This window comes from Bradyrhizobium sp. B124 (assembly GCF_038967635.1).
Classification (GTDB): Bacteria; Pseudomonadota; Alphaproteobacteria; order Rhizobiales; family Xanthobacteraceae; genus Bradyrhizobium.
Genome location: NZ_CP152413.1, coordinates 9,011,701 through 9,034,257, shown reverse-complemented (window position 1 = coordinate 9,034,257; position 22,557 = coordinate 9,011,701). Strand labels below are relative to the sequence as shown.

General features: G+C 64.7%; 23 protein-coding genes. 8 read left to right on the top strand and 15 right to left on the bottom strand.

Going from position 1 to position 22,557, the window contains the following annotated elements:
- Positions 1-7 precede the first annotated feature (7 nt).
- Positions 8-949: an adenosylcobinamide-phosphate synthase CbiB gene (gene cbiB / locus AAFG13_RS42085; protein WP_312011380.1), complete on the bottom strand. Its 942-nt coding sequence runs from the start codon at positions 947-949 to the stop codon at positions 8-10.
- Positions 950-1,099: 150 nt separating this feature from the next.
- Here cbiB and cobU point away from each other — a divergent pair, with 150 nt between their 5' ends.
- Genes cobU through AAFG13_RS42060 form a run of 5 tightly spaced genes read left to right on the top strand, consistent with a single transcriptional unit; the run spans position 1,100 to position 3,547 of the window.
- Positions 1,100-1,603 carry a bifunctional adenosylcobinamide kinase/adenosylcobinamide-phosphate guanylyltransferase gene (cobU, locus tag AAFG13_RS42080; RefSeq protein ID WP_342710658.1) on the top strand — a complete coding sequence of 168 codons (504 nt, stop codon included), beginning with the start codon at positions 1,100-1,102 and terminating at the stop codon, positions 1,601-1,603.
- Positions 1,604-1,635: 32 nt separating this feature from the next.
- A complete protein-coding gene (bluB, locus tag AAFG13_RS42075; RefSeq protein WP_212311645.1) occupies positions 1,636-2,268 on the top strand; it encodes a 5,6-dimethylbenzimidazole synthase in 633 nt (210 codons plus the stop codon).
- Entirely contained in the window at positions 2,246-2,590 is a 345-nt protein-coding gene (locus AAFG13_RS42070) for a hypothetical protein (protein WP_212310908.1), read from the top strand. The genes bluB and AAFG13_RS42070 overlap by 23 nt, the downstream gene beginning before the upstream one ends.
- Before the next feature lie 29 nt (positions 2,591-2,619).
- Entirely contained in the window at positions 2,620-2,799 is a 180-nt protein-coding gene (locus tag AAFG13_RS42065) for a CbtB-domain containing protein (protein WP_342713519.1), read from the top strand.
- A gap of 10 nt (positions 2,800-2,809) precedes the next feature.
- Positions 2,810-3,547, top strand: coding sequence for a CbtA family protein (locus AAFG13_RS42060; protein ID WP_342710657.1), 738 nt, complete (start codon positions 2,810-2,812; stop codon positions 3,545-3,547).
- A 25-nt stretch (positions 3,548-3,572) separates the two neighbouring features.
- Here AAFG13_RS42060 and AAFG13_RS42055 read toward each other — a convergent pair whose 3' ends face one another.
- From AAFG13_RS42055 to AAFG13_RS42035, 5 genes are read right to left on the bottom strand one after another with little or no spacing between them, the layout of a single operon-like run.
- A complete protein-coding gene (locus AAFG13_RS42055; protein ID WP_342710656.1) occupies positions 3,573-4,844 on the bottom strand; it encodes a CoA transferase in 1,272 nt (423 codons plus the stop codon).
- A gap of 1 nt (position 4,845) precedes the next feature.
- Positions 4,846-5,580: a glutathione S-transferase N-terminal domain-containing protein gene (locus AAFG13_RS42050; RefSeq protein ID WP_212310911.1), complete on the bottom strand. Its 735-nt coding sequence runs from the start codon at positions 5,578-5,580 to the stop codon at positions 4,846-4,848.
- Between the two features lie 18 nt (positions 5,581-5,598).
- A complete protein-coding gene (locus AAFG13_RS42045; RefSeq protein ID WP_158231186.1) occupies positions 5,599-6,216 on the bottom strand; it encodes a DsbA family protein in 618 nt (205 codons plus the stop codon).
- Positions 6,217-6,235: 19 nt separating this feature from the next.
- A complete protein-coding gene (locus tag AAFG13_RS42040) occupies positions 6,236-7,459 on the bottom strand; it encodes an ABC transporter substrate-binding protein (protein WP_342710655.1) in 1,224 nt (407 codons plus the stop codon).
- Positions 7,460-7,513: 54 nt separating this feature from the next.
- The gene (locus AAFG13_RS42035; protein WP_342710654.1) at positions 7,514-8,752 is read right to left on the bottom strand and encodes a CoA transferase; all 1,239 of its coding nucleotides are present in this window, start codon (positions 8,750-8,752) and stop codon (positions 7,514-7,516) included.
- 131 nt (positions 8,753-8,883) lie between these two features.
- On the opposite strand from AAFG13_RS42035, the gene AAFG13_RS42030 reads away from it, so the two are divergent.
- Positions 8,884-9,810, top strand: a complete 927-nt coding sequence (locus AAFG13_RS42030) for a LysR family transcriptional regulator (protein WP_342710653.1) — start codon at positions 8,884-8,886, stop codon at positions 9,808-9,810.
- 128 nt (positions 9,811-9,938) lie between these two features.
- Complete coding sequence (locus tag AAFG13_RS42025) at positions 9,939-10,985, top strand: LacI family DNA-binding transcriptional regulator (RefSeq protein ID WP_212310915.1); 1,047 nt, start codon at positions 9,939-9,941, stop codon at positions 10,983-10,985.
- 10 nt (positions 10,986-10,995) lie between these two features.
- On the opposite strand, the gene AAFG13_RS42020 is transcribed toward AAFG13_RS42025, so the two are convergent.
- Entirely contained in the window at positions 10,996-11,406 is a 411-nt protein-coding gene (locus AAFG13_RS42020) for a cupin domain-containing protein (protein ID WP_212310916.1), read from the bottom strand.
- A 160-nt stretch (positions 11,407-11,566) separates the two neighbouring features.
- The gene (locus tag AAFG13_RS42015) at positions 11,567-13,198 is read right to left on the bottom strand and encodes an NAD(P)/FAD-dependent oxidoreductase (protein WP_342710652.1); all 1,632 of its coding nucleotides are present in this window, start codon (positions 13,196-13,198) and stop codon (positions 11,567-11,569) included.
- A 183-nt stretch (positions 13,199-13,381) separates the two neighbouring features.
- Between AAFG13_RS42015 and AAFG13_RS42010 the strand changes: the two genes are divergently transcribed.
- Complete coding sequence (locus AAFG13_RS42010; RefSeq protein ID WP_342710651.1) at positions 13,382-14,608, top strand: ABC transporter substrate-binding protein; 1,227 nt, start codon at positions 13,382-13,384, stop codon at positions 14,606-14,608.
- 368 nt (positions 14,609-14,976) lie between these two features.
- Here AAFG13_RS42010 and AAFG13_RS42005 read toward each other — a convergent pair whose 3' ends face one another.
- The 7 genes from AAFG13_RS42005 to AAFG13_RS41975 all read right to left on the bottom strand — a co-directional run bounded on the left by AAFG13_RS42005 (position 14,977) and on the right by AAFG13_RS41975 (position 22,555).
- On the bottom strand, positions 14,977-15,807 hold the full coding sequence (locus AAFG13_RS42005; protein WP_342710650.1) for an inositol monophosphatase: 831 nt from the start codon (positions 15,805-15,807) through the stop codon (positions 14,977-14,979).
- Positions 15,808-15,864: 57 nt separating this feature from the next.
- Entirely contained in the window at positions 15,865-17,055 is a 1,191-nt protein-coding gene (mmsB, locus tag AAFG13_RS42000) for a multiple monosaccharide ABC transporter permease (RefSeq protein ID WP_092125329.1), read from the bottom strand.
- Positions 17,052-18,632, bottom strand: coding sequence for a multiple monosaccharide ABC transporter ATP-binding protein (gene mmsA / locus AAFG13_RS41995; protein ID WP_342710649.1), 1,581 nt, complete (start codon positions 18,630-18,632; stop codon positions 17,052-17,054). The genes mmsB and mmsA overlap by 4 nt, the downstream gene beginning before the upstream one ends.
- Before the next feature lie 57 nt (positions 18,633-18,689).
- Positions 18,690-19,757 (bottom strand): multiple monosaccharide ABC transporter substrate-binding protein, encoded by a 1,068-nt coding sequence (chvE, locus tag AAFG13_RS41990; protein WP_229166015.1) that lies wholly within the window; start codon positions 19,755-19,757, stop codon positions 18,690-18,692.
- Between the two features lie 618 nt (positions 19,758-20,375).
- Positions 20,376-21,092 carry an HAD family hydrolase gene (locus tag AAFG13_RS41985; RefSeq protein WP_212310922.1) on the bottom strand — a complete coding sequence of 239 codons (717 nt, stop codon included), beginning with the start codon at positions 21,090-21,092 and terminating at the stop codon, positions 20,376-20,378.
- On the bottom strand, positions 21,089-22,018 hold the full coding sequence (cbbX, locus tag AAFG13_RS41980; RefSeq protein ID WP_342710648.1) for a CbbX protein: 930 nt from the start codon (positions 22,016-22,018) through the stop codon (positions 21,089-21,091). The genes AAFG13_RS41985 and cbbX overlap by 4 nt, the downstream gene beginning before the upstream one ends.
- A 111-nt stretch (positions 22,019-22,129) precedes the next feature.
- Positions 22,130-22,555 carry a ribulose bisphosphate carboxylase small subunit gene (locus tag AAFG13_RS41975; RefSeq protein WP_342710647.1) on the bottom strand — a complete coding sequence of 142 codons (426 nt, stop codon included), beginning with the start codon at positions 22,553-22,555 and terminating at the stop codon, positions 22,130-22,132.
- Between the last annotated feature and the right edge of the window lie 2 nt (positions 22,556-22,557).

Here is a 22,557-nt window from a genome sequence, read left to right as displayed (position 1 = left end):
CGCTCCTTCACGCCAGCGCCAGGGCCACGAACGCCGCGGCCAGCAGCATCATGGCGTAACGATAGAGCTTCAGCCCGGTGAGGACATCAGCGGCAGCCGGATCGCGCGCCCCCTCGTTCAGCCAGGGCTCGTTCGCGATGCTGCCGTGATAGATGCGGGGCCCGCTGAGCCGCACACCGAGCGCGCCGGCCATCGCAGCTTCCGGCCAGCCGGCATTCGGCGAGCGATGGCGGCGCGCATCGCGCAACATGCAGGACCACGCCCGCGAGAAGCGCGGGGCAAGCAGCACGAACAGCAAGCCGGTCAGCCGCGCCGGAATCAGATTGGCGAGATCGTCGATCCGGGCGGCGGCCCAGCCGAACGCCTCGTGCCGCTCGGTGCGATGGCCGATCATCGAGTCCAGCGTGTTGATTGCCTTGTAGCCAAGGATTCCCGGCAGGCCGAACAGAGCACCCCAGAACACCGGCGCCACGATGCCGTCGGATGCATTCTCGGCAAGGCTCTCGATGGTCGCGCGCGCGATGCCGGCGTCGTCGAGCGTTGCGGGATCACGACCGACAATCTGCGCGACCGCCGAACGCGCGGCCGCGATGTCGCCGGACGCAAGCGGATGTGCCACCGCGGCGACATGATCATGCAGCGAGCGCAGCGCCACCAGCGGCCACGCCAGCACACCGACGAGGACGACGCGGACCCATCCGGATGCGAGCGTGGACTGAACCGCCCAACCCAGCGCCGTCGCCAGCGCGATCACCAGGATGGCCGCCGCGACACCGGCGATGCGCCGAAACGCCGGCGGATCGGAGGCCCGGTTCCAGGCGGTATCGACGAGATGGATCAGCCGGCCGAGCCAGGTCACGGGATGGCCGATGCGGGCAAACAGCCAAGCCGGCCAGCCGATCAAGGCGTCCACAGCCATCGCCACCGCCATCGCTCCCGCAAAACCCACGCACCTCTCCTCAACCGCGATCCCCCTGATGCGCAAGACGTCGGCCGAGTGCAAGCCCTCCGGGGCGGATTTCGGCTTTGTCTTTTACCGCGATTGGTGGTTAGAGCGTTTTCGAGGCGAGGCGGATACCGGTTCGCGACAGGAGTCCATATGGCCGTCATTCTGATCACCGGTGGAGCCCGGTCCGGAAAAAGCCGCCGCGCCGAACTGCGCGCGCGCAGCTTTCCAGGTCAACCGGTCTATGTTGCGACCGCCGAGGCGCTCGACGCGGAAATGGATGAGCGCATCGCCAAGCATCGTGCGCGCCGCGGCAGCGACTGGATCGAGCGCGAGGTGCCGCTCGATCTCGTGGAGGCGCTGGCCGAGACCGATGGCGGCGGCGCAAGGCTGGTCGATTGCCTGACGCTGTGGCTGTCCAACCTGCTGCATGCGGAGCGCGATTGGTCGCAGGAAGTTGCGCGGCTGGCGGACGCGCTGGCGCGCCAGCACAGCCCGGTCATCATGGTCACCAATGAGGTTGGCCTCGGCATCGTGCCCGACAACGCACTGGCGCGGACTTTCCGCGACGCCGCAGGACTCATGAACCAGAGCATTGCCGGTGCGGCGGACGAGGTCGAATTCGTCGTTTCGGGCCTGCCGATGAAGCTGAAATGAGCAACCCGACCGATCCCGCCAACGGCCCCGCGATGGTCTCGTTCGACGATGCGTTTCGCCGGCAACTGCACGAACTTTTTGTGTGGCGGCGCGACGTGCGCCGCTTCCGGTCCGAGCCGCTGCCTGATGGTACGATCGAGCGGCTGATCGAGATCGCCTGCCTCTCGCCTTCGGTCGGGTTGAGCCAGCCCTGGCGGTTCGTCATTGTCGACGATGCGGCGCGGCGCCGCGCTGTCATCGAGGACTTCAAGACCTGCAACGCCGACGCGCTGCGTTCCTATTCCGGTGAGCGTGCAGCCAAATATGCCGCATTGAAACTTTCAGGCCTTGAAGAGGCGCCCGGCCATCTCGCCGTGTTCGCCGAGAAGAGCGACCAGATCGGCTCCGGTCTCGGCCGCGCGACGATGCCGGAGACGACAGAATATTCCGTGGTGGCTGCGATCTGCTCGATGTGGCTGGCTGCGCGCGCGGAAGGCATCGGGCTCGGCTGGGTCTCGATCTTCACTCCAGGCCGCGTTCACGAGATTCTGGAAATACCCGATACGTGGAAATTCATCGGCTACCTCTGTATCGGTTACCCCCAGGCGGAATGCGACCGTCCAGAGCTCGAGCAGGCCAAGTGGGAATCGCGGCGAGGTCCGGATGAATTCACCATCCGGCGCTGACCAATCTCCGACCGGCAGCGGCGCCTCGAACAGCGCTGCCCACTGGCGCGCCGACATCGCCTCCCTGGTTTTTCCGCTCCCGGAGCACGGCGCCATCTGTGCGGTACATCGGGGCGCGTTTCGAACATTGCTTGGCGCCGACCCGACGCCGGACGGCTGCATCGGTTATTTCGCACGGTTTGAAGACGCGTTCAGGGCCGCGGCGCGCTCCAAGATCCTGCGCAAGCGCATCCCTCTTGGAACAAATCTGCATCTTACCAGTCGCGACATCGCTCGAAAGCTGCTAGAAGCCGACCAAATCGAATGTGGAGAACGACCATGAGCCAGTCCCCGGCCGCGCAAACCCAGGTCATGCAATCCCAGGTCACGCATCTGCCGGTCGCCGCCCGACAGGTCGGACGGCTTGCCGAGTCCCTGATGGCGATGACGCTCGGCCTGTTCATCGTCGGCGTGGTCGGCTTCTCGCACATCGACGTGATCCACAACGCCGCGCACGATGTGCGCCATTCCAACGCTTTCCCCTGCCACTGATCTCGTCGGCATGAGCACGTTTCGCTCGATCGTCTTCTCCTCGGTCATTGCCGGATTCATCGTTGGCCTGATCGTCACTGCGGTTCAGCAGTTCGGCACCGTCCCGCTGATCCTCAAGGCTGAGGTCTATGAGAAGGCGGCCGAGCACAAGCACGAAGCCGCCGCGCCAGCGCAGGCCATCCTCGTCCACGATCATGCGGAACATGATCACGGCGCCGAGGCGTGGGAGCCGCGCGATGGCCTGGAGCGCAACCTCTATACCGCGGGGGCGAACATCCTGACCGCGATCGGCTTTGCGCTGCTGCTTTGCGGCTTCTTTTCGGTGCGCAGCGGCGCCACCGGTGAGCCGATCTCGTGGCACGAAGGCTTGATGTGGGGCCTTGCAGGCTTTGCCGTCTTCACGATTGCGCCGGGCCTTGGGCTGCCGCCTGAACTACCGGGGGTCCCCACCGCACCACTGTTGTCGCGTCAGATTTGGTGGGTGACGGCGGTGCTGGCGACATCCGCCGGCCTTGGGCTGATCGTGTTCCGGCGCTCGATGCCGGCCGCCATCGCCGGCGTGGTCCTGATCATGCTGCCGCATTTGATCGGCGCGCCCGAGTTGGAGCATGTCGAGACCAACGTACCCTCGTCATTGTCGCATCAGTTCGTGGTCGCGGTCACGCTGACCAGCCTGGTGTTCTGGTCGCTGCTCGGCGGCCTGACCAGCGCCGCGTTCACCTATTTCGACCAGCCCGCGTCGGCGTAACGCCCCTGCCTGATATCGTGGCCGCTCAGCTCGCCTGCCTGAGCGGCTTGCCGGCCCGCAGCTCCCTGTCCTGCACCAGCACTTTCTCGGCATAGAGCTGGTCGATCTCCTGCCCGGACAGCCCGAGTTCGCCGAGGATCTCCTCATTGTGTTCACCGAGCAGGTCGGCCCTCAGCTCGGTGCGCTGCGGCCATTCCGAGAAGCGCATCGGCACGCCCGGGATCGCAAATTGGCCGATCCGGGGATCGCTGACATGGCGGACCGTACCGCGCTCGATCAGATGCGGCTGGGCCATGGCGTCATTCAGTGTCAGCACCGGCGCGCAGGGTATCCGCTCCTGCTCCAGCGCGGCGATCGCCGCATCGCGCGACGGAAACGTCTTGAGCCAGGCTTCGACGATCTCCCCCACCAGCACCCTGTTGTCGGCACGGGCGCGCGCGGACTCGAACCGCGGATCCTTCTCGAGCTCCGGCCGCCCCAGCGCGCGAACCATTTGCGGCCATTGATGCGCCAGCGCGCAGATCACGAGAAACTCACCTCGGCCGCAATCGAACACCCCGACTGGACCGCCATTCGGATGCAGCGAGCCCTCCCGCTGCGGCACGAAGCTATCCCCGCGCAGCGAGACCTTCGGCACGTTGGCCTCGTGCATGTGAAAGTAGGTGTCCAGCAGCGTCGATTCGATGAACTGTCCCTCTCCGGTCCGCTCGCGGTGCAGCAGCGCAAAGCCTATGGCCATCGCTGCGGCAACGCCGGTCGAGGCGTCCCCGATCGCCACCGGCACTTGCGCCGGCTTCCCATTGGGATCGCCGATCACGCCGGTGATGCCAGCGAAGGCCTGGGCGATATAGTCGAAGCCGGGCTTATCGCTCAGCGGTCCGGTCTGCCCCGCGAAAGAGATCGAGCACATGATCAGCCGCGGATTGATTTTCCTGAGCGTCTCATAACCAAGTCCGGCGCGCTCCATCACGCCGGGCGTAAAATTCTCCACCAGAACGTCGGCCTTGGCGGCGAGCCGGGTCAGGATCTGGCGGCTCTTCTCATGCTTGAAATCGAGCGCGAGGCTGCGCTTCGAATGGTTCTGCTGGAAGAAATACGTGCTCTGCGAGGTGTTCTTGTACGCGGGATCCCGCGGCTTCAGGCCCTGGAAGCGCGACCGGTCGCCGAACGGCGCGAGCTCGATCTTGATCACGTCGGCGCCGGCTTCGGCCAGCAGACGCGTGCAGGTCGGGCCTGCGACGAACTGGGTGATATCGAGCACGCGATAACCGGTCAGCATTTTCGGAGGCAGGGTCATCTCAATTGTCCAGTTGTTGTGACTGAAGAGTTTCGGCGGGCGCGTTTCCGCCCGCCGGCCTCGTTCCAAACAGGTTGCTGCGGGCCTGCGCGTCGAGCGTCTTGCGCACCGCGCGCCGCCCGACCGCCAGCCCCTTCTGGAGCAGCGGCCGTCCACGAAGCTCGGCGAACCAGCGCCTGACGTGCGGGACATCGTCGAGCGTGAAGCCCTGTGCCTTGTGAGTCATCACCCATGGAAAGCAGCCGATGTCGGCGATCGAATAGTCGTCGCCCGCCACGTGGCTGCTCTTGCCCAGCCGATCGTTGAGCACGCCGTAGAGACGGCGCGCCTCGTTGCCATAGCGCTCGACCGCATAGGGAATCCTGCTCGGCGCATAGAGCGAGAAGTGCCCGTTCTGACCCAGCATCGGCCCGAGCGCGCTCATCTGCCACATCAGCCATTGCTGCACGCGGGTGCGGCCATGCAGATCACGCGGAGCGAACCTGCCGGTCTTCTCCGCGAGGTAAAGCAAGATCGCTCCCGACTCGAAGATCGTCAGCGGCTCGCCTCCGCCGGGCGGGTCCCTGTCGACGATGACAGGGATCCGCCCATTGGGATTGAGCTTGCGGAATTCGGGCTTGAACTGGTCGCCGCGCGTGATGTTGACCGGCACGACGGTGTACGGCAGCTCGCATTCCTCGAGCATGATCGAGACCTTCCAGCCATTCGGCGTCGGCGCGAAATGAAGATCGATCATCGGAGCCTCCGGCACAGCTCAGGCCAGCTGCTTTTCGCGCGACAGCGACAGTCCGGCCTCCTGCAGCCGCCGCTCGAGCATCGGCACACGGTCGTTGCCCCAGAACTGCTCGCCGCGAAAGACGCAGATCGGCACGCCGAAGATATGATCGCCCTGGCTCTCCTGCTGCGCCTCCTCATATTCGCGCCGGCCGTCACCTTCGAAATAGCTGCGGAATTCAGCGCCGGACATCCCGAGCGACTCGATGAAGCGCTCCACCGCATCGACCTCGTCGACCGCGAGCTCGCGGCGGAAGAACAGCTCGTAGACCAGGCGGCTGTATTCGATCAGCCGCCCCTGCTTCTCCGCGAACAGCCCGCCGATCAGCGCCGGGGCGGTGTCGAATATCTTCAGCGGGCCGCGGATGATCTTCTTGTCGCCGCGCTCGTTCGCGGACCGCCGGGCATCCATGTAGGAATACTTGACCTTGTATTCCGAATAGACGCTGCGCTGGCCGGAGCCCTTGATCCGGAGCTGGAACGGCCGCCACTGCACCTTGATGTCGAACTTCTTTTCCAGCTCGAACACCGGATCGAATGCCAGCCAGGCATAGGGGCTCTTGTAGTCCGAATACATCTTGAGAACTTCGCGGGACATTGTCTCTCCTTTGCCGATGTCATTGCGATTGAGCGACGAGCGGGCATTGGCTCTCCGACAACGGCTGCGCCGCCTCGGATGCCGGAATGACCTTCTCGATGGTGTAGTAGTCCCAGGGCTTCTTGACCTCGCCGGGGGCCTTGATGCTCGCCATGTAGAACGGATGCATCAGCCAGCCGTCGGCGCGCACAAAACCGTTCTCGACATACATGTCGTTGACCGGCAGCTTCCGGATCTCGTCGGCGACCTTCAGGCCGTCCAGGGTCCTGGCGGCAGCGACGGCCTGCAGATAGTGCAGCGTTCCCGAATAGACCGCGGCCTGGTCCATGGTCGGCATTGCGTGGTGCTGCCTGAAGAAGCGCTCCGACCACGCGCGCGTCTTGTCGGTGCGGTCCCAGTAGAACGGGGTCGCAAAGGTGAGGCCCTGCACATTGGCAATGCCGAGCGCGTGCACATTGGTGATGTAGGTCAGGGGCACCACGATGTGCTGCCCGCCCTCGGCGAGGCCGAACTCCTTGGCCTGCTTCAGGGCGTTGGTGGTGTCCTCCGCCGCCGAGATCAGCCAGATCACCTTGGCCTTTGACGCCACCGCCTGCAGCAGGAACGAGCTGAAGTCGGGATTGTTCTGCGGGAAGCGCACCGAGCCCAGCACCTTGCCTCCGGCCGCCTTGATCGCACCCGCCGCAGCGTCCTCCATCGCCTTGCCGAAGGAATAGTCCGCCGAGAGAAAGAAGAACGTATCGAGCCCGCGCTCGATCAGCGGCTTCGGCAGCGGCGCCGAAATCGCGTAGGCGTTGAGCGACCACGAGAATGCGGTCACCGCGCAGGCCTGCTGGGTGATTGCGGGACTGCCGGTCACGCCGTGGATGACGATCTTGTTGCGCGTCCGCGCCAGCTCCTGAACGGCGAGCGCCACGGCGGATTGCGCGACGTCGACGACAACGTCGGCACCGCCATTGTCGAACCAGTTGCGGGCGATCGCCGCCCCGACATCGGCTTTCGCCTGGTGATCGCCGGAGATCACCTCGATCGGACGATCCAGCACCTTGCCGCCGAAATCCTCGACCGCCATCCTGGCAGCGAGCACCGAGCCCGGCCCCATGATGTCGCGGTACATCCCCGACATATCGGTAAGCACGCCGATCCTGACCGGCTGCACATCCGCCGCCCGAACCGGCGTCAGCATCGCGCCGCCGACCAGCAACGCGATCGCTGCAGCTGTGGGTGTTCGTTTCTTCGCCATGACTATCTCGACGCTCCCGCTTGGGCCGGCATGCATGTGCCGGCCTTCTTGCTCTCAGATGATCCGCCTGGACGTCAGATCGTCGATCCGCTGCCCGGAGAGGCCGAGCAGCCCGCCATAGATATCCTGATTGTTCTGCCCGGGCTTCGGCGCCGGCGCGGTGTATCCCTTGTGCGTCCGTCCCATCTTGATCGGAAACCCGGCGCCAATGACGCGCTGCTCCAGCGGCTCGGTCGGATGCACGACCGGCTGCAGCATGTCGCGCGCGCCGAGATGCTCCCAGGCGAGGATGTCGTCGATGTCGCGGATCTGGCTCGCGGCGACATCGCCGCGATTGAGCGCCTCGATCGCCTCGAGCGTGGTGCGGCCCAGCGTCCATTCGCTGACGATCGCATCGACGATCGTGTTGTTGGCGACGCGCCAGCCGGTGTTCATGAACTTCGCGTCCGCGGCGAGGTCGAGCCGGTCCATCACACCGAGCAGCGCCAGCCAGTCCTCATTCGTGGCGGCGCCGAGCGCGATCGCACCGTCGCGCGTGGCATAGGTGTTGAACGGCGAGAACCGCATGATGCGATTGCCCTGCCGTGGCGCCATCCCCATCTGCGGGTAGCAATCCAAGGGCTCGTCGAGCACCAGCGACAACAGGCAGTCAGCCATCGCGACATCGACGAACTGGCCTCGTCCCGACACGCGCTGCTCGGTCAGCGCGGCGAGGATGCCGGAGACGGCAAAGGCGCCCGTGATGCCATCCGCGAGCGCGGTGCCGGCCTTGCTGGGGCTGCCATCCGGCGCACCGGTGATCGACATCAGGCCGGATGCTGCCTGGATCATCAAATCGTACGCCTTGAGTCGCCGGTCCGCGCCGGTCGAGCCGTAGCCGGTCAGCGCGCAATGCACGATCGCGGGGTTGACCTGGCGGTTTGCCTCGTAGTCGATCCCGAGCCGCTCGGCCGCACCGGGACGCAGATTCTCGACCAGGATGTCCGACTTGCGCAGCAGCGCATGGAACAGCTCCATGCCCTCCGCCGTGCGCATGTTCAGCGTGATCGACTTCTTGTCGCGGCAGCGCTTCAGATAGGCGAGACCGAGATCGCTGTCATGCTTGCGGTCGAGCGAGACGCCGTCCTTGCCGAGGAACGGCGGCCCGGTCATGGTGGGATCGCCCTGCTCCGGGGTGTCGATGCGAATGACCTCTGCGCCGAAGCCCGCCAGCATCAAGGTCGCAAACGGACCTGAATAGAACCGTGTCAGATCGAGAACGCGGACCCCGTGCAGCGCGCCTTGCCTCGTCATCGTCGGGCTCGCCGTCATCCGCAATTTCCCTTCCCGCTTGCTGCTCTGTGGCTGTCTTCATCGTTGACGCGGCGGGCATATAGGTCAAATATTTTCCGATCCGGATTATTGATGCGAAAATGGAATGAATGATGCGCGAGCGACGCCCACGCCGGTTCGAGGTCAGCCTCAAACATCTTCGCGCCGCCAACTCGGTCGCGGTGTATGGCAGCTTCACCGCGGCCGCCGCCGACCTCGGCATGACGCAGTCGGCGGTGAGCCGTCTGGTGCTGCAGCTCGAACGGCAGCTCGGCGTTTCGCTGTTCCTCAGATCGACGCGCAACGTCATCCTGACCGCGCCGGGCCGCGAATTCACGGCATCGACGCAGCGCCTGCTCGCCGATCTCGGCGCCCAGGTCGACAACGCCCGCGCACTCGGCGAGCAGATCAAGGGACGCCTGATCATCTCCTGCCTGTTGTCACTCACGCACCACGTGGTGCCGGAGGCCGTGCTGAAATACAGGAAGGCGCATCCCGGCGTCGAAATCCACCTGCGCGAGGGCCTCGGCAGCGAGGTCTATGAAGATGTGCGCAGCGGCCTCGCCGACTTCGGCGTCGGCAACGTCACCGCACTCGGCCAGGAGGTGGTCAGCGACGACGCGGTGCAGGAGTCCTGCTTCGCGATCCTGCCCTCGCGCCATCCGCTGCGAAACAACAGCACGCTGAGCCTCCGCGAACTGCGCAACGAAACCTTCGTCTCGCTTCCGACCGGCTCGGGCCTGCGCAAGCAGATCGACAGCGCCGCGACCGCAAGCGGCATCGTGCTCAATCACAGCACCATCGTCGAGCAGTTCGGCACGCTCTACGATTTCGTCGCAGCCAATGTCGGCATCTCGATCGTTCCGGCCTCGGCGGTGCCGCCGCGGGCGCCGCGCGGCGTGATCGTCAAGCGGCTGGTGTCGCCGCCGCTGGTTCGCAAGATCGGGATCCTGCGGCTGAAGAACCGCCCACTGACGCCGGCCGCGACCGGATTTCTGGATATCTTCCGGCCGCTGTTCCTGAGCGCATCACGGCGATAACCCAAGACTCACAAGAATCATTTGAGATTCGCGGCGGAGCCTGATTAGGTTCGGCGATGCCGTCTGCTGCACGCCGCACCCTGCGCGCCTGACGGCGGCAATGCCGAACCGACAGGGCCCGATCACCGATGACCAGGACGCGACGGACACGACCGACGATTCGTGACGTCGCGGCCGAGGCCGGCGTCTCCGTCTCAAGCGTCAGCCGCACCCTCAATGGCGGCATCTACACCAGCGCCGAGCTGCATGCCCGCATCATGCGCGCGGTGAAGCGCCTCGGGTTCGAGCCCGACCAGGCCGCGCAGGCGCTGCGTTCGCGGGCCTCCAACACGATCGGCTGCATGGTCGCCGATTTCTCCAATCCGCACTACACCGGCATGGTGAGCGCGGCGGAGGAGGAATTCCAGCGCGCCGGCTTCCTCTTGATGCTGGCGGCGACCAAGCATGAGGAGGCGCGCGAGGCGGCGTTCCTGTCGGCGGTGCGGCGGCGCCAGATGGATGGGTTGCTGCTGTTCGCCGGCGACAATTCCCACAAGGATTTCATGAAGGGGCTGGCGACGCTCGACCTGCCCTGCGTCACCGTCGACCGCGAGGTACCTGATAGTGTGATGGTTCGCGTCGATCACCGCGGCGGCGCGCTGGAGGCAACGCGCTATCTGATCGGCCTCGGCCATCGCCGGATCGCGTTGCTGACCGGAAGCGCTGCGGTGCTGCCGAGTTCGGAGCGGCTTGCGGGCTACCGGCAGGCGCATCAGGAGGCCAAGATCGAGGTCGACCCGACCCTGATCCGCCCGCACATGCAGGGCGCCAACACCGCCTTCAGCTCGGTGTGCCAGCTGCTGCAAATGACAAAGCCGCCGACCGCGATCATCTCGCTCGGCACCAGCATGCTTGCCGAAGTGCTGGAGGCGATCACCAGCAACGGCCTGCGCTATCCGCAGGACGTATCGATCGTGTGCAGCGGCGACACCGACCTCGCCCGCCATGCGACGCCCGCGATCTCGGCCCTGAGCTGGGACATGAACGAGGTCGGCCGCACCGCCGCGCGGCTGTTGCTGGAACGAATCCGCGACAGCGACAAGGCCGGCAGCAGCGCCCCGGTGTTCCTGCCGACGCGCCTCATCCTGCGCCATTCCTGCGCCGCACCGGCAGCGCCCGCGCGGGGGCGGAAGTAGCGCCGCGCCATCAATCGGCCAGCGGCGCCGCTGCGTATTGCGCGTCGGAGACGTGCTCCATCCAGGTCGCGTAGTCGCCGTCGAGCGCTTCGTGGATCGCGATATGGCTCATGCCCGTGGTTGGCGCCGCGCCGTGCCAATGCTTCTCGCCCGGCGGAATCCATACCACGTCACCCGGCCGGATCACGCGGATCGGGCCGTCCCAGCTCTGCACATATCCGGCGCCGGCCGTGACGTAGAGCGTCTGGCCGAGCGGATGGGTGTGCCACGCCGTACGCGCACCCGGCTCGAAGGTGACGCGCGCGGCCTGCACACGCGCGGGTGCGGGTGCATTGACGATCGCATCAGCCCATACGGTGCCGCTGAACCAATCGGCGTTGCCGCGCCGGCTTGCGATCGATCCTGCACGCTTGATGTCCATCTGTGATCCTCTCATCTTTCCAATCTGGAAACGATTCCATAACTTCGTCATTGCGAAGAGCGATAGCGACGAAGCAATCCATCGTCCAGCATATGCCGCGCGATGGATTGCTTCGCTGCGTTCGCAATGACGGAGATAGACGGCGCTCATAGCGCCGCTCTCAGCGGAGCACAAACCCTTCATAACCGCGCTGCGCGATCTGCGCGATGCGGTGGCGGTAGCCCTGGCCGACATAGGGCATGAACACGCGCGGCTTGCCCGCGATGTTGGCGCCCTGGTACCAGGAATTCGCCTTCGGATAGAGCGTGCGACTGGCGGCGTCGGCGACATGCGCCATCCAGGCCCGCTCGGCGTCGCGCTCCGGCTCGATCCGCGTCAATCCCTTGGCGCGCATGTTGCCGAGACAGGCCGTGATCCACTCGACATGGTTCTCGCAGGCGTGGATCACGTTGCCGATGACGGAGGGGCTGCCCGGCCCGGTCACGACAAACAGGTTCGGAAAGCCCGACACCATCAGGCCGAGATAGGCGCTGGGCCCGTCGGCCCAGGCTTCCTTCAGGGTCGCGCCGTCCCGCCCGCGGATCTGCATCGCGGCGAGCGCCCCGGTCATCGCGTCATAGCCCGTCGCCAGCACCAGCGCATCGAGCGTAAAGGACCGCGTCGCGGTCTCGACGCCGGTCTCGGTGACTGTCGTCAGCGGCTCCGCGCGCAAATCGACCAGCTCGACATGCGGCAGATTGTAGGTCGCGAAATAGCCGGTATCGATGCAGATACGCTTGACGCCGAGCGGATAATCCTTCGGTGACAGCGCCTCCGCCGTCGCCCCGTCGTGCACGATGCCGCGGATCTTGGCGCGCACGAAATCGCAGGCGACGTCGTTGACGGCCGCATCGGTCAGGATGTTCGGGAATGCGGTCAGGATGCCGCCGCCGCCTTGCTCCCAAAGCTGTTCATAGCGCGCCCATTGCACGTCCCGCTCGGGCACCGGCGCGTCGAAGGCATTCGCAGGAACCCGCCCGAACTCCGGCGTCTCGAGGCTCTCGCGATATTTCGCGATCACGGGCTCGGCGGCAGCGATGTCGGCTTCGGACAGCGGCGCATTGCGTGCAGGCACCGAGTAGTTCGGCGTGCGCTGGAATACGGTCAGGCGGCTCGCCGCCTTTGCGACCATCGGGATCGTCTGCACACCCGACGAGCCGGTGCCGATCACGGCAACGCGCAAGCCGGAAAAGTCGATCTCCTGATGCGGCCACTGCCCGGTGTGATAGACCGGCCCACGAAAACGCGCGAGGCCCGCGAGCTTCGGCTTGTTGGGTACCGAGAGATTGCCGGTCGCCATCACACAAGTCGATGCGACGATGCAATCGCCGCGATCGGTGCGCAACGTCCAGCTCTCGCCTTCTTCGTCCCAGTCGGCGCTCGTCACGCGAGTGTCGAAGCGGATCAGGGAGCGCAGACCGAACCGGTCGGCGACATGCTGCGCGTAGCGCAGGATCTCCGGCTGGGCGGCGTATTTCTCGCTCCAGCGCCATTCCTGCCGCAGCTCCTCCGACCAGCTGTAGGAATAGAACAGGCTCGGAATGTCGCAGCGCGCGCCGGGATAGCGATTCCAGTACCAGGTGCCGCCGACGTCGGACGCCGCCTCGATGCCGATCACCTTCAGCCCGAGCTCGCGCAACCGATAGATCGCATAGAGCCCGCCGAAGCCGGCACCGACCACCACCGCATCGCATTCGGCGACCAGCGGCGGCCTCGCGCCATGGTCCGGGCTCGTCTGCTCCAGTCTGCTCATTTGTCACATCTCTCCGGCCGCAGGAATATTGCCATCGGTAGGAACGCGCGCTAGTCTGGAAACGTTTCCAGACTGGAAGCGCATACGATAATTGTCGCCTGGCGTCAACGCACCGGCCGTCGACCGGGGGAACCGCGCGCGCGCCACAGGGCGATCAGCGGACAATCAGGGAGTGACTGAGGGATGTTGGACGGATTCTGTCTTCGTGCGTGCCTGGCGGCCGCGGTAACGATCGGCGCGCTGTCGCCCGCGCTCGCACAGAAGAACTACGGCCCAGGGGTCTCGGATACCGAGATCAAGATCGGCAACATCATGCCCTATAGCGGTCCCGCTTCGGCCTACGGCGCGATCGGCCGGACCGAGGCAGCCTATTTCAAGATGATCAACGACCAGGGCGGCATCAACGGACGCAAGATCAACTTCATCAGCTACGACGACGGCTTCTCGCCGCCGAAATCGGTCGAGCAGGCGCGCAAGCTGGTTGAGGGCGACGAGGTGCTGCTGGTGTTCCAGCCGCTCGGCACCGCGCCCAATGTCGCGATCCAGAAATATCTGAACGCCAAGAAGGTCCCCCACCTCTTCATCGCATCGGGCGCGACGCGCTTCGGCGATCCCCAGGGCTTTCCCTGGACGATGGGTTGGCAGCCGAACTACCAGAGCGAAGGGCGGATCTACGCCAGATACATCCTCGACAAATTCCCGAACGGCAAGATCGCGGTGCTCTGGCAGAATGACGATGCCGGCAAGGATGCGCTCAAGGGGCTGCGCGACGGCCTCGGCGACAAGGCGAGCAGCATGATCGTCGCCGACAAATCCTACGAGCTGACCGATCCGACGCTGGATTCGCAGATCGTCGCGCTGCGCGCCTCCGGCGCCGACATCCTGTTCACCTGGGCGGCGCCGAAGGGCGCGGCGCAGACCATCAAGAAGGTTGCCGAGCTCGGCTGGAAGCCGACCTTCTTCCTGACCTCGACCGCGACGTCGGTCGCCTCTGTCATGCGCGCCGCCGGCATCGAGCATTCCCAGGGCATCATCTCGGTCGCCTACCTCAAGGATCCGACCGACACGATCTGGAACGACGATGCCGAAACCAGGGAATGGCGCGCGTTCATGGACAAGTATATGCCCGACGGCGACAAGACCAACGGCAATCACGTCTATGGCTACGCCGCCGCGCAAACGCTCGCGCAGGTGCTCAAGCAGTGCGGCGACGATCTCACACGCGAGAATGTGATGAAGCAGGCCGCCGGCCTGAAGGACTTTGCGCCGAAGATGATCCTGCCCGGGATCAGAATCAACACCAGCGCGACGGACTTCCGCCCGATCGAGCAGTCGCAGCTGATGCGGTTCGAAGGCGAGAGCTGGAAGCTGTTCGGCAACATCATCACCGGCGAGGTCGGCAGCGAATAGTGCCGCCGTGCCCTCTGTTCAATGAGAGGGTGGGACGAGACGCAAAGTTGAGGCAACTCGTATCGCGAGAGCGCGCAAGTATGACTCACATACCGTACAACACATTCGGTGTCGTCCCTGCGAAAGCAGGGACGACACCGAACTAGCTGTTTGACAGTTGAATCCTATCCGACCCGTCATCCTGAGGTCCGAGCCTCTTCGGCGAGCCTCGAAGGATGAATCGGCCACAGTGGGGCCGTGCATCCTTCGAGACGCGCTACGCGCTCCTCAGGATGACGGGGCTAGTGGCGACGCATGCGCAGGGACGACACCGAGCGGGTTGCTTGACAGTTGAGCTCGAAACTCTATTCCCAGCGCACATCCGCCCTCTACCCGGCCGGCGTCAGGATCGCTTGTTGCGCCGCATGCCAGCTCGCTTCGTCGGGCGCGCAGAGCAAGCCGCCGGTCAGATTGACCGGCTTGGGCGATCCGTCGAAATGTGCGCTGTAGCCGCCGGCCTCGCGATGCAACAGCCAGCCGGCGGCATGATCCCACGGCATCAGCTTGTTGTAGAATAAGAGATGGCAATGGCCCGACGCCGCCATGCGATACTCATGCGCGGCGCATCGAAGCCACGCGCTGACGCCAAGCCTGGACAGATTGCCGGCGACAGTTGCGCGCAACGGCTCCGGCAGGAAGTTGACACCGACCACCGCGTCCATCTGCTTGACCGGCACCGCCGCGGCCACCTTCAAATCGTGCCGCCTGCCGTCCGGCATTTCGAGCCACGCCCCCTCGCCGCGCAGCGCGAATGCAGTGTCGTTGCTGACCGGGTCATGGATCGCGCCGAACACGATTTCGCCGCGCATCGTGGCCGCCACCATGGAGCCGAACAGCGGCAGACTCGAGGTAAAATTCCTCGTGCCGTCGATCGGATCGATGATGAACGCGAGCTCCGCGGTTCCGACCTGATCGAGCGCGGCCGGATCGCGTGCCGTGCCCTCCTCGCCGATCACGACCGCATTCGGAAACGCCCGGAGCAGCGCCGCCGAGATCGCCTGCTCGGCAATTTCATCGGCCTCGGTGACCACGTCGAATGCCGACGTCTTGGTACGGACCTCGATCTCCCGGACGCGGCGGAACCGCGGCATGATCTCGGTGCGGCCGACCTCGGCGAGAATGTTTCCGATGTTCAGCGCATCGGCATGGGACAGTTTCACGCGGCATTCTCCTGCGTTGCGCCGCCATCCTATCGCAGGATCATGACTGCGCGGCAATCACCGGCGCTGGTTGTAGACATCGATGCAGACGGCGCCCAGCAGGACGAGGCCCTTGATCACTTGCTGATAATCGATGCCGATGCCGAGGATCGACATGCCGTTGTTCATCACACCCATGATCATGGCGCCGACCACCGCGCCGCCGACCCGGCCGACGCCGCCATAGGCCGAGGCGCCACCGATGAAGCAGGCGGCGATCACGTCGAGCTCGAAGCCGAGGCCGGCCTTCGGCGTCGCGGTGTTGAGCCGCGCAGCAAACACCAGCCCGGCGAGCGCCGCCAGCACGCCCATGTTGACGAAGGTGAAGAAGGTTAGCCGCTCGGTCTTGACGCCCGACAGCTTCGCGGCCTTGGCGTTGCCACCAACCGCATAGATCTGCCGGCCGATCACGGTCCGCCGCGTGACGAAGCCGTACAGCGCGATCAGCACAGTCATGATGACGAGCACGTTCGGCAGGCCGCGATGCGAGGCGATCAGATAGGTGAAGTAGAGCACCGCGCCCGCCAGCGCGATGCTCTTGGCGATGAAGAACGCGTAGGGCTCGACCTCGATGCCGTGCGACTGCTCGCGCGCCCGGCTCTTGGCGCTCGCGAGCACCAGCGCGAACGCCAGCACGACGCCGATTAGGAGCGAGGTCGGATAGAGCGTGCCGGCGCTCGGAAACAGCTCGGGGATGAAGCCCGACGACAGCTTCTGGAAGGTCGGCGGAAACGGCCCGACCGACCGGCCCTGCAGCACCGCGAGCGCAAGCCCCTTGAACACCAGCATGCCCGCCAGCGTCACGATGAAGGACGGAATCTTGAAATAGGCGACCCAGTAGCCCTGCGCAGCGCCGATCGCGGCACCGATCAAGAGACAGACGATGAAGGCAGTCGGGTAGTCGACATGGTAGCTCACCATCAGCACCGCCGCGACCGCGCCGACGAATCCCGCAACCGAGCCGACCGAAAGGTCGATATGCCCGGTGACGATCACGAGCAGCATGCCGAGCGCCATGATCACGATGTAGCTGTTCTGCAGCACGAGATTGGTGAGATTGACCGGCTGCAACAGCGTGCCGTCGGTCACGATCTCGAAGAACAGCATGATCGCAAGCAGCGACAGCAGCATGCCGTAGTTGCGCAGATTGTTCTTGATGAAGCCGGAATGCTTGGGGGTCTCGGGAAGTGACACCGTCTTGTCGGTCATTGTGCTCCGTCTCCCGCCCGTTCCCCGCTGTCGTGGGCGCCGTTCCCGGACAGCCTGACATTGCGCATGATGGCGCGCATGATCTTCTCCTGCGTCGCGTCGTCCTTCGCGAACTCGCCGACGAAGGCGCCGTCATTCATCACGCAGATCCGGTCGCAGATGCCGAGCAATTCCGGCATTTCCGACGAGATCACCACGACGCCCTTGCCGGCCTCCGCGAGCTCGTTGATGATACAATAGATCTCGTATTTTGCCCCGACGTCGATGCCGCGGGTCGGCTCGTCCAGCAGCAGCACCTGCGGATCGGTCATCAGCCATTTCGACAGCACCACCTTCTGCTGGTTGCCGCCCGAGAGCTGTCCGGCCTCCTGATAGACGTCGGAACAGCGGATCCGCATCCGGCTGCGGTAGTCGCTCGCGGCCTTCAGCTCGACGACATCGTCGATCACGCCGCGATCCGACACCTGGCGAAGGCTCGCCAGCGTCACGTTCTTGCGGACGTCGTCGGCGAGGATCAACCCGAGCTGCTTGCGGTCCTCGGTGACATAGGCGAGGCCGGCATGGATCGCAGCCGGCACGCTGGCAAGGTTGGCCTCGCGTCCGTCAAGGCTGATCCTGCCGGAGATATTGTAGCCCCAGGCCCTGCCGAACAGGCTCATGGCGAACTCGGTGCGGCCGGCGCCCATCAGGCCGGCGATGCCGACCACCTCGCCGCGGCGCACCCTGAAATCGACGTTCTTGATCACCTGCCGGGCGGTATGCAACGGGTGATACACCGACCAGTTCTCCACCGTCATCACGGGATCACCGATCTCAACGTTTCGCTCCGGGAAGCGATGCGCGAGATCGCGGTTGACCATGCTGCGGATGATGCGGTCCTCGTCGACCTGCTCGGTCCTGCAATCGAGGCTGTCGACGGTGCGGCCGTCGCGCAGCACCGTGATCCGGTCGGCGACCCGTGCGACCTCGTTCAGCTTGTGCGAGATCAGGATCGAGGCGATGCCCTGCTCGCGGAATACCAGCAGCCGGTCCAGCAGCGCGGCGCTGTCGGCCTCGTTGAGGCTCGCGGTCGGCTCGTCCAGGATCAGGAGGCGCACCTGCTTCGACAGCGCCTTGGCGATCTCGACCAGCTGCTGCTTGCCGACGCCGAGATCGGTGACGAGAGTGTCCGGCGATTCGCGCAGGCCGACCTGCGCCAGCAGCTCGGCCGTCCGCCGGTACACCGCATTGCGGTCTACCACTCCGAACCGCGACGGCGCGCGCGACAGAAAGATATTCTCGGCGATCGACATCAGCGGGATCAGCGCCAGCTCCTGGTGGATGATGATGATCCCCAGCGCCTCGGAGTCGTTGATGTCGCCGAACCGGCGCTCCTCGCCATCGAACAGGATCGACCCTTCGTAGCTGCCGGCGGGATAGACCCCGCTCAGCACCTTCATCAGGGTCGACTTGCCCGCACCGTTCTCGCCGACCAGCGCATGGATCTGCCCGGCTTCCACAGTGAAATTGACGTCGCGCAATGCCTGCACGCCGGCAAAGCTCTTGCTGACGTTACGCATCTCAAGCATCGCCGTCATCGGATCACATCCCGCAACGTCACTAGGCCTCGGCGCTATCAGCCCCGCTCGCCCGCCCTAGTCGAATTGCGAACGCTTGTAGTAGCCGCTGTCAATCAGGACTTTCTCCCAATTGGTCTTATCCACCACGACCGGCTTCAGCAGATAGGACGGAACCACCTTGACCCCGTTGTTGTAGGTCTTGGTGTCGTTGACACTGACCTCCTTCTTGCTCAGCACGGCATCGACCATGTCGGCCGTGACCTTGGCGAGATCGCGGGTGTCCTTGAAGATGGTCGAGTATTGCTCGCCGCGCAGCATCGCCTTGATCGAGGGCACCTCGGCATCCTGGCCGCTGACGAACGGCATCGGCTGGTCCTTGCTGCCATAGCCGACGCCCTTCAGGGAGGAGATGATGCCGATCGACAGGCCGTCATAGGGCGACAGCACCGCATCGACGCGCTTCTTGCCGTAGAAGGCGCTGAGCAGATTGTCCATCCGTGCCTGCGCCGTCGCGCCGTCCCAGCGCAAGGTCGCGACCTTACCCATGCCCGTCTGGCCGCTCGCGACCACAAGCTTGCCGCTGTCGATATACGGCTTCAGCACCGACATCGCGCCGTCGTAGAAGAAATAGGCGTTGTTGTCGTCGGGCGAGCCGCCGAACAGCTCGATGTTGAAGGGCCCCTTGCCGTCCTTCAGCCCGAGCGCATTCACGATCGACCCTGCCTGCAGCACGCCGACCTGGAAATTGTCGAAGGTCGCGTAATAGTCGACGTTCGGCGTGTCGCGGATCAGGCGGTCATAGGCGATCACCGTGATGCCCTGGGCCTTGGCCTGCTTCAGCGCATCGGACAGCGTGGTGCCGTCGATCGCCGCGATGACCAGGACCTTGGCGCCCTTGGTCACCATGTTCTCGACCTGGGAGAGCTGGTTCGGGATGTCGTCGTCGGCATATTGCAGATCGGTGCCGTAGCCGCGTTCCTTCAGCACCTTGACCATGTTGTTGCCGTCGTCGATCCAGCGCGCCGAGGATTTGGTCGGCATCGCGATGCCGATGGTCGGCTTGCTCTGGGCGCGTGCGTCCGGTGCGGTCGCAGTAAGACCTGCCAACGCCAGTGCGATCAACGAGACCTTCAGTTTGAACATGCTTCGCTCCCTTGGTTTTTTGAGTTGAGGGTACCGTTGCCGTGGACCGCGTCAATCGACGGCTATCATTCGTAGGCCGGCCGCAGATCCACGGCGATGTCGGATCGGCGCCGGGGCCGTCACGAACCGAAATTGCGGAATGTCGATTAAACCCGTCAACAGCGCCAATGCTCACTCCACACAGTCAGCCATGTCGATCCTGCAATACCAAGCTCACCCGCGAGTCATGTCGTGGGATGAACGAGGTGTCGGAATGACGTGGAGGATCATGAGGCGCCGGTCTCCCGGAACTGTTGGCAAACGCTACCACCCGCCAGACTTTCTGGTGGTACGTCACCGTCTCGAGCAACCTTTGGTAGATACCACCCCTAATATATGAATGAGCGCACCGACTGGCCATTTATTTAGATATCCAAATAAATTGATCGGAGGCACGGAGGGTCACGAGGCGTTATCTCCCGAAATAATTGAGCAAGCCTCGCCATCCGCTAGGTGCGGCGATGCTTCCGACAACCTTTGGTGAGATTGTGCCCCTACAATGCAACGGAGGCAAGCATCATTTATTTAACTTCCAGAATAAATTAATCAGAGCTGACGGCCGGCCGGCGGCAGCAGCCTTCAAGCGTCGATGTCAGACAGATCGTCAACAACAAGCAACGCTCCGGCGAAATCGTCGTCGCTGAAATAGGTGCTGCGGGTGATGACCACGGGGATGCCCGCCCGCGACGCGGCGATGAGGCCGTTGCCGGAATCCTCGACGGCAATGCAATCCGCCGGTCCGAGCCCGAGCCGCGCCAGCACCTCGACATAGACGTCCGGAGCCGGCTTCTTCCGGGGCACGTCGTCGCCGGCGACAACAGCCTCGAACAGATCGGCCCAGTCCAGCCCCAGCGCGACCGACAGCAGCGCATCGATATTGCCATGCGAGGTCGTCGTGGCGAGCGCGAGGCGCTGGCCGCGGCTGCGCGCGCCGGCGAGCCAGGCCCTCACGCCCGGCCGCAACGGGCAGTCACCCGCTGCAATCAGCGCGGCGTAGCGCTTGGTCTTGATTCCATGCAAGTCGGCGATATCAGAGAATGTCAGCGACGGAACCGCGTTGCGCTGGTCGAAGGCACGGATGCGCTCCTTGCCTCCGGCGACCCGAAGCAGCCGCGCGTAGGTGACCTGGTCCCAGAACCAATCGAGGCCGGCCTCGGCGAACGCCTCATTGAAGGCGCGGCGGTGCACTTCCTCGGTTTCGGCGAGCGTGCCGTCGACATCGAAGATCAACGCGCGGGCGCCCGCAATGATGTGGCGCATCCCGGCGTTCCTGATGCCGGCGAGCGCCTGGTTCATCGTGCCTCGCCCACAGCACCGGTCCCTTTCGCGAACACGCGGCTCGCAAGCACGTCGCCGGCCTCGATCGACATCACATCGTCGGCCGTGAGCGTGCGGTCGAGCTTCGCCACGATCCGGTTGGCCTGGCGCAGCCGGATGCGGTCGAGCGCGTTGCGGATCGAGCGCGCATTGGAGAACAGCGGCTGTTCCTTGCGGATGCCGATGTACCGGGTGAAGGCCTCGCGTGCTTCCGGAGAGAAACGATAATTCTGCCGTTGCAACATCAGCTCGGCGATCCAGAGCAGCTCCCCGTCGGAATAGTCCGGGAAGTCGATGTGATGCGCGATGCGGGAGCGGAACCCCGGATTGCTCTGGAAGAACTTCTCCATGCGGTCGCCATAGCCGGCCAGGATCACCACCAGATCCTCGCGCTGCTGTTCCATGATCTGCAGCAGGATCTCGATCGCCTCCTGGCCATAGTCGCGCTCGTTCTCGGGGCGGTACAGGTAATAGGCCTCGTCGATGAACAGCACACCGCCCATCGCCTTCTTCAATATTTCTTTCGTCTTCGGCGCGGTGTGACCGATATATTGCCCGACGAGATCGTCGCGCGTGACGCTGATGACGTGGCCGCGGCGCACGAAGCCGAGCTTGTGCAGGATACCGGCCATCCGCAGCGCGACCGTCGTCTTGCCGGTGCCGGGATTGCCGGTGAACGACATGTGCAGGGTCGGGAACGTCGTCGCCAGCGCCATCTTCTGCCTGATGCGTTCGACCAGCAGCAGCGAGGCGATCTCCCGGATGCGCGTCTTCACGGGCCTCAGGCCGATCAATTCGGAATCGAGCTGGTCGAGCACGTTACCGATGCCGAGGTCGGCAAACTCGTGCCGGAGGTCGATGGTCTCGGGCGGCGTCTCGCGGATTTGTTCTTGCGCTTGGGTCATCATCCTCTCGCTTCGAAAAAGGCTCCGTCGCCGCGGCGGCGACGACGGAGAAGTGCATCCGGACCAGGACGGTCGAGGGAGCAATCCGCCTGGCTTGCAAGCCGGACGCGGTCACTGATCGGCGTAGCGCTCGCCCTCGGGGCGACCAGCCGCATAGGAATGCGTCGCGTAACGCAGGTTGCGTCCGGTGCCTTCCGCACGATCGAGCCGGAAGCCGGGTTCCTCGCGCGGCCGGTTGACGATGAAGGACAGCCGCACCGACTCCCAACCGTGGCCGGAATCGAAGCCGGAGATCCGGATGTATCGGTCGCCATACACCCGCCGGCAATCGACGAGCTCCTTCATGATGCCCGCCGCATCGCGCAGGTCGAACATCGGCAGGCCCCACATGTCCCAATAGGTGTTGCGGGGATGCGGATCGTCGGTGAACTCGATGTTCACCGCCCAGCCCTTGTCGAGGCAGTATTGCACCTGCGCGGCGATCTGCTCATCGGTGAGATCGGGCAGGAAAGAGAAGCAGCCTTGGGTCACGCGCATGA